Annotated in this window: 14 protein-coding genes; 8 read left to right on the forward strand and 6 right to left on the reverse strand. The window is 71.3% G+C overall.

Features of this window, described 5'->3' with window-relative positions:
* The first annotated feature begins 609 nt into the window (after nt 1-609).
* The 5 genes from GNZ18_RS19545 (at nt 610) to GNZ18_RS19565 (ending at nt 4,798) form a co-directional block, all read left to right on the forward strand.
* Complete coding sequence (locus GNZ18_RS19545; protein ID WP_312874620.1) at nt 610-1,263, forward strand: maleylpyruvate isomerase N-terminal domain-containing protein; 654 nt, start codon at nt 610-612, stop codon at nt 1,261-1,263.
* A 313-nt stretch (nt 1,264-1,576) separates the two neighbouring features.
* Nucleotides 1,577-3,241: an energy-dependent translational throttle protein EttA gene (ettA, locus tag GNZ18_RS19550; RefSeq protein ID WP_156217917.1), complete on the forward strand. Its 1,665-nt coding sequence runs from the start codon at nt 1,577-1,579 to the stop codon at nt 3,239-3,241.
* Nucleotides 3,242-3,469: 228 nt separating this feature from the next.
* Entirely contained in the window at nt 3,470-3,907 is a 438-nt protein-coding gene (locus tag GNZ18_RS19555) for an acyl-CoA thioesterase (RefSeq protein WP_156218119.1), read from the forward strand.
* Nucleotides 3,904-4,521, forward strand: coding sequence for a GNAT family N-acetyltransferase (locus tag GNZ18_RS19560; protein WP_156217918.1), 618 nt, complete (start codon nt 3,904-3,906; stop codon nt 4,519-4,521). The genes GNZ18_RS19555 and GNZ18_RS19560 overlap by 4 nt, the downstream gene beginning before the upstream one ends.
* Nucleotides 4,522-4,576: 55 nt before the next feature.
* Nucleotides 4,577-4,798, forward strand: coding sequence for a hypothetical protein (locus tag GNZ18_RS19565; RefSeq protein ID WP_156217919.1), 222 nt, complete (start codon nt 4,577-4,579; stop codon nt 4,796-4,798).
* A gap of 7 nt (nt 4,799-4,805) precedes the next feature.
* Here GNZ18_RS19565 and GNZ18_RS19570 read toward each other — a convergent pair whose 3' ends face one another.
* Nucleotides 4,806-5,414: a hypothetical protein gene (locus GNZ18_RS19570; RefSeq protein WP_156217920.1), complete on the reverse strand. Its 609-nt coding sequence runs from the start codon at nt 5,412-5,414 to the stop codon at nt 4,806-4,808.
* A gap of 291 nt (nt 5,415-5,705) precedes the next feature.
* Between GNZ18_RS19570 and GNZ18_RS19575 the strand changes: the two genes are divergently transcribed.
* Entirely contained in the window at nt 5,706-7,109 is a 1,404-nt protein-coding gene (locus tag GNZ18_RS19575; RefSeq protein WP_214620480.1) for a S28 family serine protease, read from the forward strand.
* A gap of 47 nt (nt 7,110-7,156) precedes the next feature.
* Here GNZ18_RS19575 and GNZ18_RS19580 read toward each other — a convergent pair whose 3' ends face one another.
* The 4 genes from GNZ18_RS19580 to GNZ18_RS19595 form a co-directional block, all read right to left on the reverse strand.
* Nucleotides 7,157-8,722 carry a glycoside hydrolase family 13 protein gene (locus GNZ18_RS19580; protein ID WP_156217922.1) on the reverse strand — a complete coding sequence of 522 codons (1,566 nt, stop codon included), beginning with the start codon at nt 8,720-8,722 and terminating at the stop codon, nt 7,157-7,159.
* 36 nt (nt 8,723-8,758) lie between these two features.
* A complete protein-coding gene (locus GNZ18_RS19585) occupies nt 8,759-9,142 on the reverse strand; it encodes a globin (RefSeq protein WP_156217923.1) in 384 nt (127 codons plus the stop codon).
* Nucleotides 9,143-9,162: 20 nt separating this feature from the next.
* Nucleotides 9,163-10,179, reverse strand: a complete 1,017-nt coding sequence (locus GNZ18_RS19590; protein ID WP_156217924.1) for a mechanosensitive ion channel family protein — start codon at nt 10,177-10,179, stop codon at nt 9,163-9,165.
* 215 nt (nt 10,180-10,394) lie between these two features.
* Nucleotides 10,395-10,706 (reverse strand): hypothetical protein, encoded by a 312-nt coding sequence (locus tag GNZ18_RS19595; protein ID WP_214620483.1) that lies wholly within the window; start codon nt 10,704-10,706, stop codon nt 10,395-10,397.
* Between the two features lie 429 nt (nt 10,707-11,135).
* Between GNZ18_RS19595 and GNZ18_RS19600 the strand changes: the two genes are divergently transcribed.
* Nucleotides 11,136-12,827, forward strand: a complete 1,692-nt coding sequence (locus GNZ18_RS19600; protein WP_246249976.1) for an NsdA family TPR-like regulatory protein — start codon at nt 11,136-11,138, stop codon at nt 12,825-12,827.
* 7 nt (nt 12,828-12,834) lie between these two features.
* The gene (locus GNZ18_RS19605) at nt 12,835-13,467 is read left to right on the forward strand and encodes a GNAT family N-acetyltransferase (RefSeq protein WP_156217925.1); all 633 of its coding nucleotides are present in this window, start codon (nt 12,835-12,837) and stop codon (nt 13,465-13,467) included.
* Nucleotides 13,468-13,519: 52 nt separating this feature from the next.
* On the opposite strand, the gene GNZ18_RS19610 is transcribed toward GNZ18_RS19605, so the two are convergent.
* A complete protein-coding gene (locus tag GNZ18_RS19610) occupies nt 13,520-14,332 on the reverse strand; it encodes a methyltransferase domain-containing protein (protein ID WP_312874621.1) in 813 nt (270 codons plus the stop codon).
* Nucleotides 14,333-14,345 lie beyond the last annotated feature (13 nt).

Below are 14,345 nucleotides of genomic sequence, written 5' to 3' on the forward strand. Positions count from 1 at the left end.
CGGCTCACGCAGCTCACGGGGCTCGCGCAACTCACGTGGCTCACGGGGCTCACGCGGCGCATGCCGGGGCGCTGGACTGGCTGCGCCTGGTCTGCGCGGGTTGAGTAGCCCGGCCGGGAAAGAGACGGCGAATGGCCTGGGCGGCCGGGTGCCCCTCGCTGAGCTGCGGCACTTGCGCGCGGGTAAAGCGTTGTTGGACGTCGGAGCCGTCGAGCTTGGATAGTCCGAGGTGCGGTCCTCGCTGCGTGATGTGGGACGCGTTTGCTGGACGTCGCAGTCGTCCAACCCGGGCGGTTCTCGCGGCGGCACCTGCTGGCGCCCCGGCCCCGGGCGCCACATCCGCCGCGCGCCGCACCCCGTTTACCGCAGAGGACGGTCCCGGGCTGGCGGAGCAGGAGCGGGTGCGGGTGCGGATGCCGGTTCTTTGACCCGCATCGCCTGAGCGCGCCTAGGCGCAGGTGGGGCTGGGGGCGTTGCGAGCGTGGCGGGCTCGGTTGCCTGCCACGTTCTGTGGTTTTAGCTGGTTGGCGTCGCGACTCGCCGGGAGGGGGTGTGTGGGGTGGGCTAATTCGGTTGTTCGGTGTTCTGGTGCGGCATTACGTTGCCGAAGTGGACCTCTTCTCACGTTCTTGGACGGCATTGCGCGCGGCGGTCGACGGCCTTTCCGGGGAGGACTGGGAGCGGCCGTCCGGCTGTTCCGGGTGGCTTGTGCGGGACCTGGTGTGCCACCTGATCATCGACGCGCAGGACGTCCTGATCACGCTGGTCACCCCCACCGACGCCGAGCCGACCGTGGACGCGGCCACCTACTGGGACCTCGTCGATCCTCCGACCGGTGAGGACCCGCTGGACGCGCTGATCCCCCGGCTGGCCGCCGCCTACGGCGAGCCGAGGTGGCTCAAGTTCCACTTCGACGACATCGGCTCCGCCGCCGGACGTGCCGCCGACCTCGCCGACCCGGAAGTCCGCGTCAGCACCCAGGACAAGGTGCTGACGACCGGGGACTACCTGTCCGCCTACGTCATGGAATGGACGCTGCACCACCTCGACCTGATCGTGAACCTTCCCTCGGCCGCCGAACCGCCCGCCGAGACCCTCGCCGCCGCTCGCGCGTCCCTGGAGAAGATCGCCGGAGTGTCCATTCCGGCGACGTTCTCCGACACCGACGCCCTGCGGATCGGGACCGGGCGCCGTCCGCCGACGGAGGAGGAGAAGGCCGCGCTCGGCGAGCTGGCCGCGCGGATTCCCTTCGTGCTGGGCTGACGTGCCCGGCCGCGCTCGTCCCGTCTGGGAGTTCGGTGCCGCTGTGTAGGTGCCCCAACGATGTTCCGGGCCGGGACGACGGCGCTGGGTCCGGTTCGCGGGCGGCCGTTCCTTCGCCCCGCGCCGCTGTTCGATGCGGTGCGGGGTGAGCCGCCAGCGAGTTGCCGCCGAGGGTCCTCCGCTGCGCCTGGGTGGGGGGCGGGGGCCTGTGGTGGGGGTGGGATCTGCGGGGTGGTCGGCTGAGGGGACGTCGTGGCGGGTGGGGAGGGGAACTGCGGCGAAACGGCGCCGTGGACCCCCTACCCTTGTGAATATGGCCGAGTACATCTACACGATGCAGCGCGTGCGCAAGGCACATGGAGACAAGGTCGTCCTGGACGACGTCACCCTGCACTTTCTGCCGGGCGCCAAGATCGGCGTCCTGGGGCCGAACGGCACCGGTAAGTCGACGCTGCTGCGGATGATGGCCGGTCTGGAGCAGCCGTCCAACGGCGACGCGCGGCTGATGCCGGGCTTCACCGTCGGGATGCTGCAGCAGGAGCCGCCGCTGAACGAGGAGAAGACCGTCCTCGGGAACGTGGAGGAGGGCGTCGCCGAGACCAAGGCGATGGTCGACCGGTTCAACGAGATCGCCGAGAAGATGGCGACGGACTACTCCGACGAGCTGATGGAGGAGATGGGCAAGCTGCAGGAGCAGCTCGACCATCGCAACGCCTGGGACCTCCAGAGCCAGCTCGAACAGGCGATGGACGCGCTGCGCTGCCCTCCGGGCGACGCCGAGGTGACCAAGCTGTCGGGGGGTGAGCGCCGCCGGGTCGCGCTGTGCAAGCTGCTGCTGGAGGCGCCCGACCTGCTGCTGCTGGACGAGCCCACCAACCACCTGGACGCCGAGAGCGTGCAGTGGCTGGAGCAGTTCCTCGCCAAGTACGAGGGGACCGTCCTGGCCGTCACCCACGACCGGTACTTCCTCGACAACGTGGCCACCTGGATCCTGGAGCTGGACCGGGGCCGCTGCTTTCCTTACGAGGGTAACTACTCCACCTACCTAGAGAAGAAGGCCGACCGGCTGAAGGTCGAGGGCAACAAGGACGCCAAGCGCAAGAAGCGCCTCCAGGACGAGCTGGAGTGGGTCCGGTCGAACCCCAAGGCGCGGCAGACCAAGTCCAAGGCCCGCCTGGAGCGGTACGAGGAGATGGCGGCGGAGGCCGCCAAGACCCGCAAGCTGGACTTCGAGGAGATCCAGATCCCGCCGGGCCCGCGCCTGGGCAACACGGTGATCGTGGCCGACAAGCTGACCAAGGGCTTCGACGACCGCCTTCTGATGGACGACCTGTCCTTCAACCTGCCGCCGAACGGCATCGTCGGCGTGATCGGTCCGAACGGCGTCGGCAAGACCACGCTGTTCCGGATGATCGTCGGCGAGGAGCAGCCGGACGGCGGTGAGCTGCGGCTCGGCGAGACCGTGCAGGTCTCCTACGTCGACCAGGGACGCGGCGGCATCGACCCGAAGAAGACGGTCTGGCAGGTCGTGTCGGACGGGCTCGACCACATCAACGTGGGCCAGGTCGAGATGCCCTCCCGCGCCTATGTCGCGGCGTTCGGGTTCAAGGGGCCCGACCAGCAGAAGCCGTCCGGGGTACTGTCGGGCGGCGAGCGCAACCGGCTCAACCTGGCGATGACGCTCAAGCAGGGCGGCAACGTCCTGCTGCTGGACGAGCCCACCAACGACCTCGACACCGAGACCCTGTCGAGCCTGGAGAACGCCCTGCTGGAGTTCCCCGGCTGCGCCGTGATCACCTCGCACGACCGGTGGTTCCTCGACCGGATCGCCACGCACATCCTCGCGTGGGAGGAGGGCTCGAACTGGTTCTGGTTCGAGGGCAACTTCGCCGACTACGAGAAGAACAAGATCGAGCGTCTCGGCGCCGACGCCGCCCGTCCGCACCGGGTCACGCACCGCAAGCTCACCCGCGACTAGTCCGCCTCGGACGGCCGTGTGACCACCACCGGGTGGTCACACGGCCGTTCTGTTCGTGGACGGTCCGTGTGTTCCGGTGTGTTCTCCGTCTCGGTGCCGCGCGGGGGCGCACTCGGCTGGCCTGCTGTTTCTGGTGTTTCGTCCGGCTGGTCGTCGGGCGCGTAGATCCGCTCCGGGTAGCATCGGGCGAACGGCGGAGCCCCCGTGACCCGACCCCCAGGCGAGGACATGCAGCAGACCGACCTGCCCGAGGCCGAGTACCGGCACGTCTACGAGTTCTACCTCCGTTTCGGGGACATCGACTCCCAGGGCCATGTGAACAACGTGAAGTTCCTCGGTTACCTGGAGGACGCGCGCATGGAGATGTTCCACGGCGGTCCGGTGCGCAAGGGGGAGCAGCCCGTCCGGGGCATGGTGATCTCCCGGCACGAGATCGACTACCGGTTGCCGCTGCTGCCGACGGTCCATCCCGTCCGCGTGGAGTCGTGGGTCACCGAGGCCCGCGTCGCGTCGTTCAAGCTGGCCTACGAGGTGCGCGACGACGAGAACGTCTACGCCGTCGCGACGTCGACGCTGGTGGCGTTCGACGCGTCCACGAACCGGTTGCGCCGGTTCACCGAGGAGGAACGGGAGTTCATCGGCCGCTACCTCGCCCCCGGGGCATGACGGCGGTCGCGGGCCACGCGCTCGGTGACGGCCCCCGCGACCCGCTGCCCGGTCTCGGTATCGGACGCGGCGTCGCGCTGCGGCTCGCCGCGGACGCGGACGCGGAGGCGCTCGCCGTCCTGTGCCGGGAGAACCGCGAGTACCTGCGGCCGTGGGAGCCGGAGCGGGCCGACTCCTATTTCACCGTCGAGGGCCAGCGGGCCAATCTGCACGCCCTGCTGGACGCCTACGACGCGGGGGAGATGTGGCCCGCCGTCATCCTCGTGGACGGCGCGGTCGTCGGGCGCATCACGCTCAACAACATCCTGCGCGGCCCCCTCCAGAGCTGTTTCGTCGGGTACTGGGTGGCACGCGCGCACTCCGGACGCGGCGTCGCCACCGAGGCCGTCCGGCAGGTGCTGGACGTGGCGTTCGACGAGCTGCTCCTCCACCGGGTGGAGGCGTTCACCAGGATCGACAACCGCGCGTCCCAGCGCGTCCTGGAGCGCAACGGCTTCACGGTCGTCGGGACGGCCCGCCACCACATCCACGTGGACGGCCGCTGGCACGACGAGCGCTTCTTCGAGCGGCTCGCGCCCTGGGACGACGGGATCGCGCCGCTCCCTCCGGCGTAGCGATCATTCTTGCCGGGTATTACCGGTAAGAATGAGTCTTCTGAATCGAGACGCCATGTCCCCCTATCTCGCCGCCTGGATTCTCTGGGTCCTGATGTTCCTCGCCATCGAGCTGCCCGCCGTGTTCAACCGGCAGGAGGGCGACACGCTCTCCGAACTGGTGTGGAGCGTGTTCGCCATCCGCGGCAAGCCGGTCGGCTGGCAGCTGCGCCGCCTCGCCCTGGTCGCCGGGCTCGGCTGGCTCGTCGCCCACTTCCTCACCGGCGGCGCCGTCTAGCGGCGGTTCAGCGCGAGGCCAGCCACGGATCCTTGAGGTCCAGGTAGGTGAAGTCCCCCTCGTAGAACCGCCCCATCTCCTCCATCGCGGCCTTCATCTCCGGAGTCGGCGCCTGGGACTCGCCCGCGCGCGCCTCCGCCTCCGACCTGAAGTAGACGGCCTCGGTCATGCCGCCGTCCCCGTGCGCCGCCCAGACGCCGCCGAGGATGTCGGGGCGGTTCCGGGTGAGGACGCCGTAGTCCGCGTGCTCCATCCACGCGCGGAGCCCGTCCAGGTCGCGGACGCGGCTGTGCATGATCTGGACGAATCCGGCGTCGTCGGAGCCGCCGGACATCCAGGTGCCGGTGGCGGCGCAGTCGTGGAAGGTCACCTCGCCGGCGAACAGCTTGGACAGCTCGGTCCACCACTGCTCCTGCTCCTGGCGGTGGCTGTTGCGGCGGGCCGCCTCCTGCGACTCGAAGCGGGCCAGCGCGACGAACGTGTCGTCGTCGGTGACGCCCGCGGTGCTGCCGAGCCAGCCGACGGATCCGGGCGCGAGGTCGCGGACCCAGCGGTCCATCGCGTCCCTGACCTCGTCGCGGTCGGTGATCTTTCCCTGGATGACCTGGATGAACATCGCGCACCTCCTCGTATGGGATCGCCTGGGGCCACCGCGCGGACCGGCCGTCCGGGGTCGCTTGAGAGGGCCTGGACCGGGTGTTCGCCCCGGTTCCGGATGACCGTCCCCCGATGGTCCCCTGAGACCGACGTTACGCCTGGAGCCGGGTGTTGACCACCGAGCCGTCACGGGTCGGTAACAAGCCCAGCAGGAAACCGTTTTTGTCGGGCTTATCCCTCTAAGGTCGCTTCGCGAAATGTGGAGATCCCACGTGGAAGGGGCATGATGCGGCGCGTCTCAACAGGAGCGATGGCACTGCTGCTGGCCGCGGGAGTGAGCGGGGCCGGCGCCACGGCGGCGCGGGCGGCGGTCACGGCGGGCCCGGCCCAGGCCGGACAGGCTCAGGCCGGCGACATCCTCGCCCAGCTCAAGGCCATCCCCGGCATGCAGGTGACGGAGAAGACCTCGACGTTGCCCGGCTACCGGTGGTTCTGGCTCACCTACCGCCAGCCGGTCGACCACCGCAACCCGAAGGGGAAGTGGTTCGAGCAGCGGATCATGTTGCAGCACAGGTCGGCGGACCGGCCGATGGTGCTGTACACCAGCGGCTACAACACGCCCGAGACCATGTTCACCTCCGAGCCGACCGCGCTCGTCGACGGGAACCAGATCTCCGTCGAGTACCGGTACTTCACCCCGTCCCGTCCCGAGCCCGCGGACTGGCGCAAGGACACGATCTGGCAGGCCGCCACCGACGAGCACCGGCTGGTCGGCGCGCTGAAGAGGATCTACAAGGCCCGGTGGATCTCGACGGGCGCCAGCAAGGGCGGCATGACCGCCGTCTACCACAAGCGGTTCTACCCGCGTGACGTGGACGGCAGCGTCGTGTACGTGGCGCCGAACGACGTGAACAACAACGACGACCGCGCCTACGACAAGTTCTTCCAGACGGTCGGCACCGACGCGCAGTGCCGCGCGCACGTCAAGGCGCTCGCGCGGGAGTTCCTGAAGCGCCGTCCGGCGATGCTGGCGCGCTTCAAGGACGCGGCGGCCAAGAACGGCTGGACGTTCGACATCCTCCGCTCGCCCGACCGCGCGTTCGAGAACTCGGTGATGGACTACGAGTGGGCGTTCTGGCAGTACAGCCTCCAGGCCGACTGCCCGTCGCTGCCCGCCGTGGACGCCTCCGACGACGAGATCTACGGATCGCTCGACGCGATCTCGGGCCTGTCGTTCTACACCGACCAGGGCCTCCAGCAGTACATCCCGTACTACTACCAGGCGGGTACGCAGCTCGGCTGGCCGACGCCGCAGTTCACGAGCCTGCGCCCGCTGCTGCGCTACGAGGACAGCTACCAGCCCCGCACCTACGTGCCGCGTGACATCCCGATGCGGTTCGATGGGGGCGAGGCCATGCGGGACGTGGACCGCTGGGTCCGCGACCACGGCAGCCGGCTGCTGTTCGTGTACGGCGGCAACGACCCGTGGGGCTCCGAGCGGTTCCGGCTCGGGCACGGCAGCCGCGACTCGGCCGTCTACACCGCGCCCGGCATGAACCACAGCGGACGGCTCATCGCCAGGCTGACCGACCAGGACAAGGCGAAGGCGACCGCCGACCTGCTGCGCTGGGCGAACGTCCAGCCCTCGGCGAAGACGCTGACGACCGGTCCGGCGGCGGACGACCCGCTCCAGCTCCAGCGGCCCCCGCTGTAGCGCCGCCCGATCCGCGGGCGGGCCGTCCCACGACGGCCCGCCGCGGGTCAAAGGGTGGCCAGCCAGGCGGCGGAGTTGCCCGGGAGCAGGTCGCCGTACAGGGGGATGCTGGTCAGCAGCGGACGCCCCGCCGGGAGCCGGACGGGGTTCTCCCCGCAGTTCAGCGCGAAGGTCAGCCGCCCGCGCCGGAAGAACAGCGCGGGCTCGGAGGAGTCCAGCCACTCCAGGCTCTCGGGCAGGCCGCCGGCCAGGTCGCGGCGGAGTGTCAGCGCCCTGCGGTAGAAACTCAGTGTCGAGGACGGATCGGACCGCTGCGCCTCGGCGGTCAGCGACGCCCAGTCCCGCGGCATCGGCAGCCACGGGCGGGCGCCGTCCGGCGAGAACCCGAACGGCTCGGCGCGGCCCGACCAGGGGAGCGGCACGCGGCAGCCGTCCCGCCCCCGGCCGCCGCCGCGCTTGAAGATCGGGTCCTGCCGCGCCTCGTCCGGGAGGTCGGTGACCTCGGGCAGGCCCAGCTCCTCGCCCTGGTAGAGGTACGCCGACCCGGGCAGCGCGAGGAGCAGCAGCAGCGCGGCCCTCGCGCGCGCCAGTTCGATCCCCGGGACGCCCCCGGGCCGCTCGTAGCGCGTCACGTGCCGGACGGAGTCGTGGCTCGACAGCACCCACGTCGGCGCCGACCCGGTCGGCGCGACGGCCGCCAGCGCCGCCGCCACCACGTCCCGGAACGCGGTGGCCGACCAGGGCGCGAGCTGGAGGTCGAACTGGAACACCTGGTGCAGCTCGTCCGGGCGGAGGTAGAGCGCGAGGTCCTCGGGGCCGTCCGTCCATACCTCGCCGATCGCCATGCGGTCGCCGTCGTAGCCGTCCAGGACGCGGCGCCACCTGCGGTAGATCTCGTGGACCTCGGGGCGGTTGTAGATCGGCCCGTTCGCCGTGCGCCGCCCGCGCCCGGCGAGGTCGCAGAACGTCTCGTCCTTGACGAGCCCGGCGGCGACGTCGACGCGGAAGCCGTCGACGCCGCGGTCCAGCCAGAACCGCAGGATGTCCTCGAACTCGTGCCGCACCTCGGTGTTGCGCCAGTTCAGGTCGGGCTGCTCGGGCGCGTACAGGTGCAGGTACCACTCGCCGCAGGGCAGCCGCGTCCAGGCGGGGCCGCCGAACGAGGACGGCCAGTCGTTCGGCGGGTCCTCCTCACCGGGCCCGGGCCCCGGCCTGCCCCGCCGGAAGATGTAGCGGTCGCGCGCGGGCGACCCCGGCGGCGCGGCCACCGCCTCCCGGAACCAGCGGTGCCGGTCGGAGGTGTGGTTCGGGACGATGTCCACGATCAGCCGCAGCCCGTGCGCGTGCGCGTCGGAGACCAGGTCGTCGAAGTCGCCGAGCGTTCCGAACCGGGGGTCCACGTCGCGGTAGTCGGCCACGTCGTAGCCGCCGTCCGCGAGGGGGGAGGGGTAGAACGGCGTGAGCCACAGCGCGTCCACGCCGAGGTCGCGCAGGTGGCCGAGGCGGGACCGGATCCCCCGGAGGTCGCCCTCGCCGTCCCCGTCGGAATCGGCGAAACTGCGGACGTAGACCTCGTACACGACGGCACTGCGCCACCAGGGGGATCGCGTCATACACGCCGATCTACCCTTAAGTCGGGGCGTTCACCATCAATGCGGGGCGTTCACCATGCTGCGCGCGGCCATCGTGAAGTAGTCCCAGAGCGTCTTCTCCAGGTCCGCGGGGAGCCCGAGCTCGTCCACGGCGTCGCGCATGTGCCGCAGCCACGCCACCCGCTCGGCCTCGCCGATCACGAACGGCACGTGCCGCATCCGCAGCCTCGGGTGCCCGCGCTGCTGGCTGTAGGTGGTCGGACCGCCCCAGTACTGGACGAGGAAGAGCCGGAGCCGCTCCTCGGCGGGGCCGAGGTCCTCCTCGGGGTAGAGGGCGCGCAGGTCGGGGTCTTCAGCGACCCCCTGGTAGAAGCGGTGCACCAGCCTGTGGAAGGTCTCCTCGCCGCCGACCGCTTCGTAAAAGGTCACCTTGTCAGTCATCGCGCCCCCAGCCTATGTGATCAGGCGGTCGGGGCGGGGGTGGCGACCGACACCCCCGCCGCGTCGAACGCGCGCTTGACCCGCTCGCGCAGCTCGCGGGCGACGTCGGCCTGCTTGCCCGGCGCGGTCTTCAGCACGACGCGGATCACCAGCGCGTCCCCGGCCAGGGCCTGCACGCCCCACACCGACGGCTGCTCAAGGATCACGTCCTGCCAGGTGGAGTCGGCGGCCAGCTCGTCGGCGGCGGTCTGGAGGATCTCCTTGACCTTCTCGGTGTCCTCGTGGATGTCGACCGGGATGTCGAGGACGGCGCGCCCCCAGTTCTGCGACTCGTTCCCGACCTTCTTGATCTCCCCGTTCGGGACGTACCAGACGACGCCGTTGACGTCGCGCATCCGGGTGACGCGCAGGGTGACGGCCTCGACCGTCCCCTTGGCGCTGCCGACGTCGATGACGTCGCCGACGCCGTACTGGTCCTCCAGCAGCATGAACAGCCCGGCGAGGAAGTCCTTCACGATGTTCTGCGCGCCGAAGCCGACCGCGACGCCGATCACGCTCGCGCTGGCGAGGATCGGCGCGAGGTTGAGCCCGAGCGAGCCGAGGATGCTGAACGCCGCCGTCCCCATGATCAGGATGGAGGCGACCGAGCGCAGCACCGAGCCGAGCGTCTTGGCGCGCTGGGCCCGCCGCTGGTTGAGCAGCGTGGGGCTGCCGTCGAAGACCGTCCGGGACCGTTCCCTGACCTTCTCCGACATCGTGCCCTCGGCCATCCGCACGGTGACCTTGGTGATCATGCGGTGCGCGATGTTCTTCACGATCAGCGCGACCACGAAGGTGACGATGACCATGAACAGGGTCGCGAGCGGCTTGTCGAGCCAGTTGGAGTAGAACGTGGTGAAGTCGGTGCTGTGGGAGATGTTCCAGACCAGCCGGCACGCCGTCGTCGGCGTCCTGTCGCTCTCGGCGGACGCCCGGCAGGCGTTCTCCACCGTCCCCGACTGGGCCCAGGGCAGCAGCGTGTCGGCGGCCAGTGACATCGGCGGACCCTCCCCGGTCGTCTCGTGGATGTCGCGACACCCCGCCGTGGACCAGCGGCGGGCACGAGCCCGATCGTAGGGGACGGGGACGACCGATTCGTACCGCGCCGGGCGGACTGGCGCGACCCGGCCGGGGAGGGCCGGCCGACGAACGCGCCCCGCGGACCGGTGGCTGCCGCGCCGTTCCGGCCACGGCCCGCGGGGCGCGCCCGGCTCTAGGCGCGGCCCACCGGCCGCGCGTGTGTTTCCCGACACAGAGGCTGCAGGACGTGCGCCAGCTTCAGCGCGGCGCCGCCCGGATCGTCCACGCGGTGCATCCGCTCGCCCCAGGACCACCAGTAGTAGTGGTCGTGCGACTCGGGCACGGGCGCGCAGGTGACGTCCTCGGCGAGGCTCGCCGCCTCCGGGTTCACCACGCGCAGGAACGCCGGGCCCGAGCGGGTCCGGACGACACGGGCAACGAGCCCGCGCGTGTCGAGTTCGCGCTCCAGCTCCTCCAGGTAGTCGACGCGCATGTCGCTGACCACCCGCCCCACCCCCTCCAGTTGTCGTGCGAGGACGGCATCGCCTGATATCGCCTGATCCCGTGTGCCTGCCACGAGCGAGCCCGCCGCTCCGGTCGACTCTCCGGATCGGTTCGTTCACTCGCCGCGAGAATTGCAACTCTTCGGGCGCCCGGTCAAGGCCCCGGTCAGGTGGCGAAGAACCGGATTACCCCACCTCGGGGCAAGTTTCCTCCGCCCCGGAGGAAGAATCTCTACCCTGAGAGCCGGGGACGCGTTCCCGGCCCGCAGACTTCCCCGGAACCGCTTGGCCTGCGACGGTGTCAGGGTTACGCTGCGTGCGCGAGAGATTATCTGTCGTGGTCAACAAAGTTACCGGTCGCCGTGCGGGGAGACCGGCCTCTCCCCCCGGGGAGCCGGCCCCCGCCCAGCGGTGAGGAGGCCGGAACCACAATGTCGGACACCCCTCGGCGAGAGACCGACGCCGCCCGCAGGATCCGCGCGCACGGCCTCGCCAGGGGGCGCGGCGCCGTGGACATCGCGCACGACATCCACGAGCAGTGCGGGCCGCTGTTCGGCACCAGCCGGGTGAAGGCGCATCGCCTCGCCCACGGTGTCGCGCTGTCCGACATCGTGGCCCAGGTCAGGGCCCTGTACGAGGTCGACGGCAAACCGGTGCCCAAGCTGGGGGAGACGCTGCTGTCGGCCTACGAGAGCGGATACAAGAGACCCGGTCCCGAGTATCTGCACTACCTCTGTGCCGTCTACCGGGTGGAACCCGACGTCCTCGGCTTCCAGGGTCCCTGCATCTGCGGCCGCGGCCACGGGACCCGCCCGAGCGTCGCCGCCGTCCCCCAGCAGCGGACGCCCGACCGGCACGCGACCCACGAGACCGACGGTCCGCTCGTCGGGTCGATCATGCCCAGGGCGCAGGAGCGGCCCTGGGTCACCGTCAACGACCTGCGGGGCCCCGACCGCGCCGAAGGCCCCCTGTCCATTGATGTGGGAGAGGAGGACATCGTGCTTCGTAGAACCCTTCTGCAACTCCTGGCCGGAGCGGGCGTGGCGGTCGACGGCCAGTTCCTTGGGGCGGTCGACGGACTTCGCCGCAAGATGGACGACACGCTGGTCGGCGCGACGGTCTCGCCGACGATGCTCGACCAGTGGGAGGAGACGACCTACGGCTACGGCCAGCAGTACCAGGCCACCCCGTCCCTGCGGATGCTCTGCGACGTGCTGCTGGACTTCAGCGAGGTGCGGCGCATGTGCGACAAGCGCCAGCCGGTCGAGCTCCAGGAGCGGCTGTGCCGGATCGCGGCGCAGCTGTCCGGGCTGTCCGGCCTGATCATGATCAACCTCGGCGACCACCGGCTGGCCCGGTCGTTCTTCCGCACCGCGCGCACCGCCGCCGACGAGACCGGCGACCGGCAGCTGCGCGCGTGGGTGACCGTCCGCGAGGCGCTCGTGCCGATGTACTACGGCGACCCGCGCGAGGCGCTGCACCTGGCCCGCAAGGCGCAGGACCTCGCCGGCCGCACCCCCGGTGTGGCCGCCGCGATGGCGCCCGCCGTCGAGGCGCGCGCGCTCGGCATGCTCGCCATGCGCGGCCGCGGGGACGCCGCCCCGAGCGCCCGCCGCGCCCTGGTGCGCGGCCGCGCGGTCTTCGACCAGTTGTCCAAGACCGACACCGGCGACCTGGTGTTCGGCTTCACCGACCGGCAGATGGCCTTCTACGAGGGCGACACCTTCACCAACCTCGGCGACCACAGGCACGGCGACGAGGTGCTCAGCCACGCGCTGACCCTCTACGCGCCCACCGACCGTGTGGACCTCACGCTCGTCCGGCTCGACCGGGCGACCTGCAAGCTGCACGCCGGGCATCCGGACGCGGCGCTGACCGCCGGACAGGAGGCCATCCTCGAACTGCCGCCCGACCACCGCTCCGACATCCTCGTCCACCGGGCCCGCCAGATCGGCGCGGCCGTCGTCGCCAAGCACGGCACGAGCCCGGCGACGAAGGAGTTCTTCGAGGCGCTCGCGGGGCCGTGGGTCACCAGCCCCACCGACGAACGGTCCGGTCCCCTGTGGGGGGCCGACCCTCCGCGGTCCCCGGAACGGCCCGTCCCCCCGGCCGAGCAGGTCTGACCGGGCCATGGCCACGGCAGACGGCCCCCCGGGGCACGACGCCCCGAAGCACGACGATCCCGCGGGCGCGCGGACGCTCGTCCGGCTCCAGTGGGAACCCCCCGAATGGGGCTACGCCGAACTCCGGCTCCGCCGGTACCGGCCCTCCGACCACGCCACCGTCCTCGCGCTGCACCGGGAGGGGCTGGCCCAGGTCGGCCTGCGCCCCGGCGACGGCGTCTACTACGACCACGACTTCTTCCGGATGGAGGACATCTACCTCCGCAACGACGGCGAGTTCCTCGTCGGCGAGGCCGACGGGCGGGTCGTCGCGATGGGCGGGCTCCGCCGCGCCGACCTCGTCCCGGGCGGCAGCGCACGCGCCTACGGCGGGTTCGCCCTCGGCACCCCCGCCCTCGACGCGGTCGAGATGGTGCGGCTGCGGGTCCGGCCCGCCGTCCAGCGCCGGGGGTACGGCACCGCGCTGGTGCGGGCCCTCGAAGGGCGCGCCAGGGAGTACGGCTACCGGGTCCTGCGCGCCGACACCACCGAACTCCAGGAGCCGGCGCTCACCCTCTACCGCAAGCACGGCTGGACGGAGACGCGCCGCGAGACGATCGGCGGCATCGCCAACATCTACATCGAGAAACGGCTGGGATAGGGCCCGCGGACTCCGCCTCCGGGGGCGCCCCGGAGGCGGAGGCGCGCCCGCGTCAGGAGCGCTGCCCGGCGACCAGTTGCATGAGGGGGTAGCGGCGGCGCCTGACGCCGGTGAACCCGCGCTCGGTGAGGGCGCCGGTCACCTGGGAGTCGCCGAAGACGGTGATGCCGGTGAGGTCCCCGGCGCGGCGCCGCACCTCGCGTCCGAGGGGGCCGGCGGGCACCGTGAACGGGCGCCGGGAGGTCAGGATGATCAGCCGTCCGCCCGGCCTGAGCACGCGGGTCATCCCGTCCACGGCCCGCCACGGGTCGTCGAACAGGTACAGCGCCCCGAAGCAGCAGACGGCGTCGAACGCCGCGTCGCGGAACGGCAGGTCGACGGCGTTGCCGCGCACGTAGCAGACGGGCGCCTCACCGGACCCGGCGGCGGGGGTGTCGGAGACGGCGCGGCCGAGCATGGTCGCGGAGGCGTCCAGGCCGACGACCAGGCCGTCCGCGCCGACGCCCGCCGCGAGGGCGCGGGTGACGTTGCCGGGCCCGCACGCCACGTCCAGGACGTTCAGCGCGGGCCGCTCGGTCTCGCCGGGCTGCCCGAGGCCGAGCCAGTCGCGCGCCATGGCGTGCTCGGCGGCGGTGTCCGGCCCGATCGGCCAGCCCTTCATCAGGTTGAACCCGGCGGGCCGCCACACCTTCTCGTAGATCTGCGGCAGGAACGCCGACCGCATCGCCGACTGCGCGAGCGAGGGCGGCGGCTCGGTCGCGGGGCCGAGGAGGTTCACGTATCCGGCGGACAGGTCGGGGTCGTCCGGCGGGTCGGCGAGCAGCCCGACGACCCGCTCGGCGAGGGTTCGCACCGAAGTACTCACGCCCTCCATGAGA

Origin of the sequence: Actinomadura litoris, from assembly GCF_009733595.1 — a bacterium.
GTDB lineage: Bacteria > Actinomycetota > Actinomycetes > Streptosporangiales > Streptosporangiaceae > Spirillospora > Spirillospora litoris.

Coding starts and splice junctions, on each gene's coding strand:
- GNZ18_RS19590 (WP_156217924.1), bottom strand. CDS start 10,179: ATGTCACTGGCCGCCGACACGCTGCTGCCCTGGGCCCAGTCGGGGACG.
- GNZ18_RS19575 (WP_214620480.1), top strand. CDS start 5,706: ATGGCACTGCTGCTGGCCGCGGGAGTGAGCGGGGCCGGCGCCACGGCG.
- GNZ18_RS19570 (WP_156217920.1), bottom strand. CDS start 5,414: ATGTTCATCCAGGTCATCCAGGGAAAGATCACCGACCGCGACGAGGTC.
- GNZ18_RS19555 (WP_156218119.1), top strand. CDS start 3,470: ATGCAGCAGACCGACCTGCCCGAGGCCGAGTACCGGCACGTCTACGAG.
- GNZ18_RS19585 (WP_156217923.1), bottom strand. CDS start 9,142: ATGACTGACAAGGTGACCTTTTACGAAGCGGTCGGCGGCGAGGAGACC.
- ettA (WP_156217917.1), top strand. CDS start 1,577: ATGGCCGAGTACATCTACACGATGCAGCGCGTGCGCAAGGCACATGGA.
- GNZ18_RS19560 (WP_156217918.1), top strand. CDS start 3,904: ATGACGGCGGTCGCGGGCCACGCGCTCGGTGACGGCCCCCGCGACCCG.
- GNZ18_RS19580 (WP_156217922.1), bottom strand. CDS start 8,722: ATGACGCGATCCCCCTGGTGGCGCAGTGCCGTCGTGTACGAGGTCTAC.
- GNZ18_RS19605 (WP_156217925.1), top strand. CDS start 12,835: ATGGCCACGGCAGACGGCCCCCCGGGGCACGACGCCCCGAAGCACGAC.
- GNZ18_RS19600 (WP_246249976.1), top strand. CDS start 11,136: ATGTCGGACACCCCTCGGCGAGAGACCGACGCCGCCCGCAGGATCCGC.
- GNZ18_RS19565 (WP_156217919.1), top strand. CDS start 4,577: ATGTCCCCCTATCTCGCCGCCTGGATTCTCTGGGTCCTGATGTTCCTC.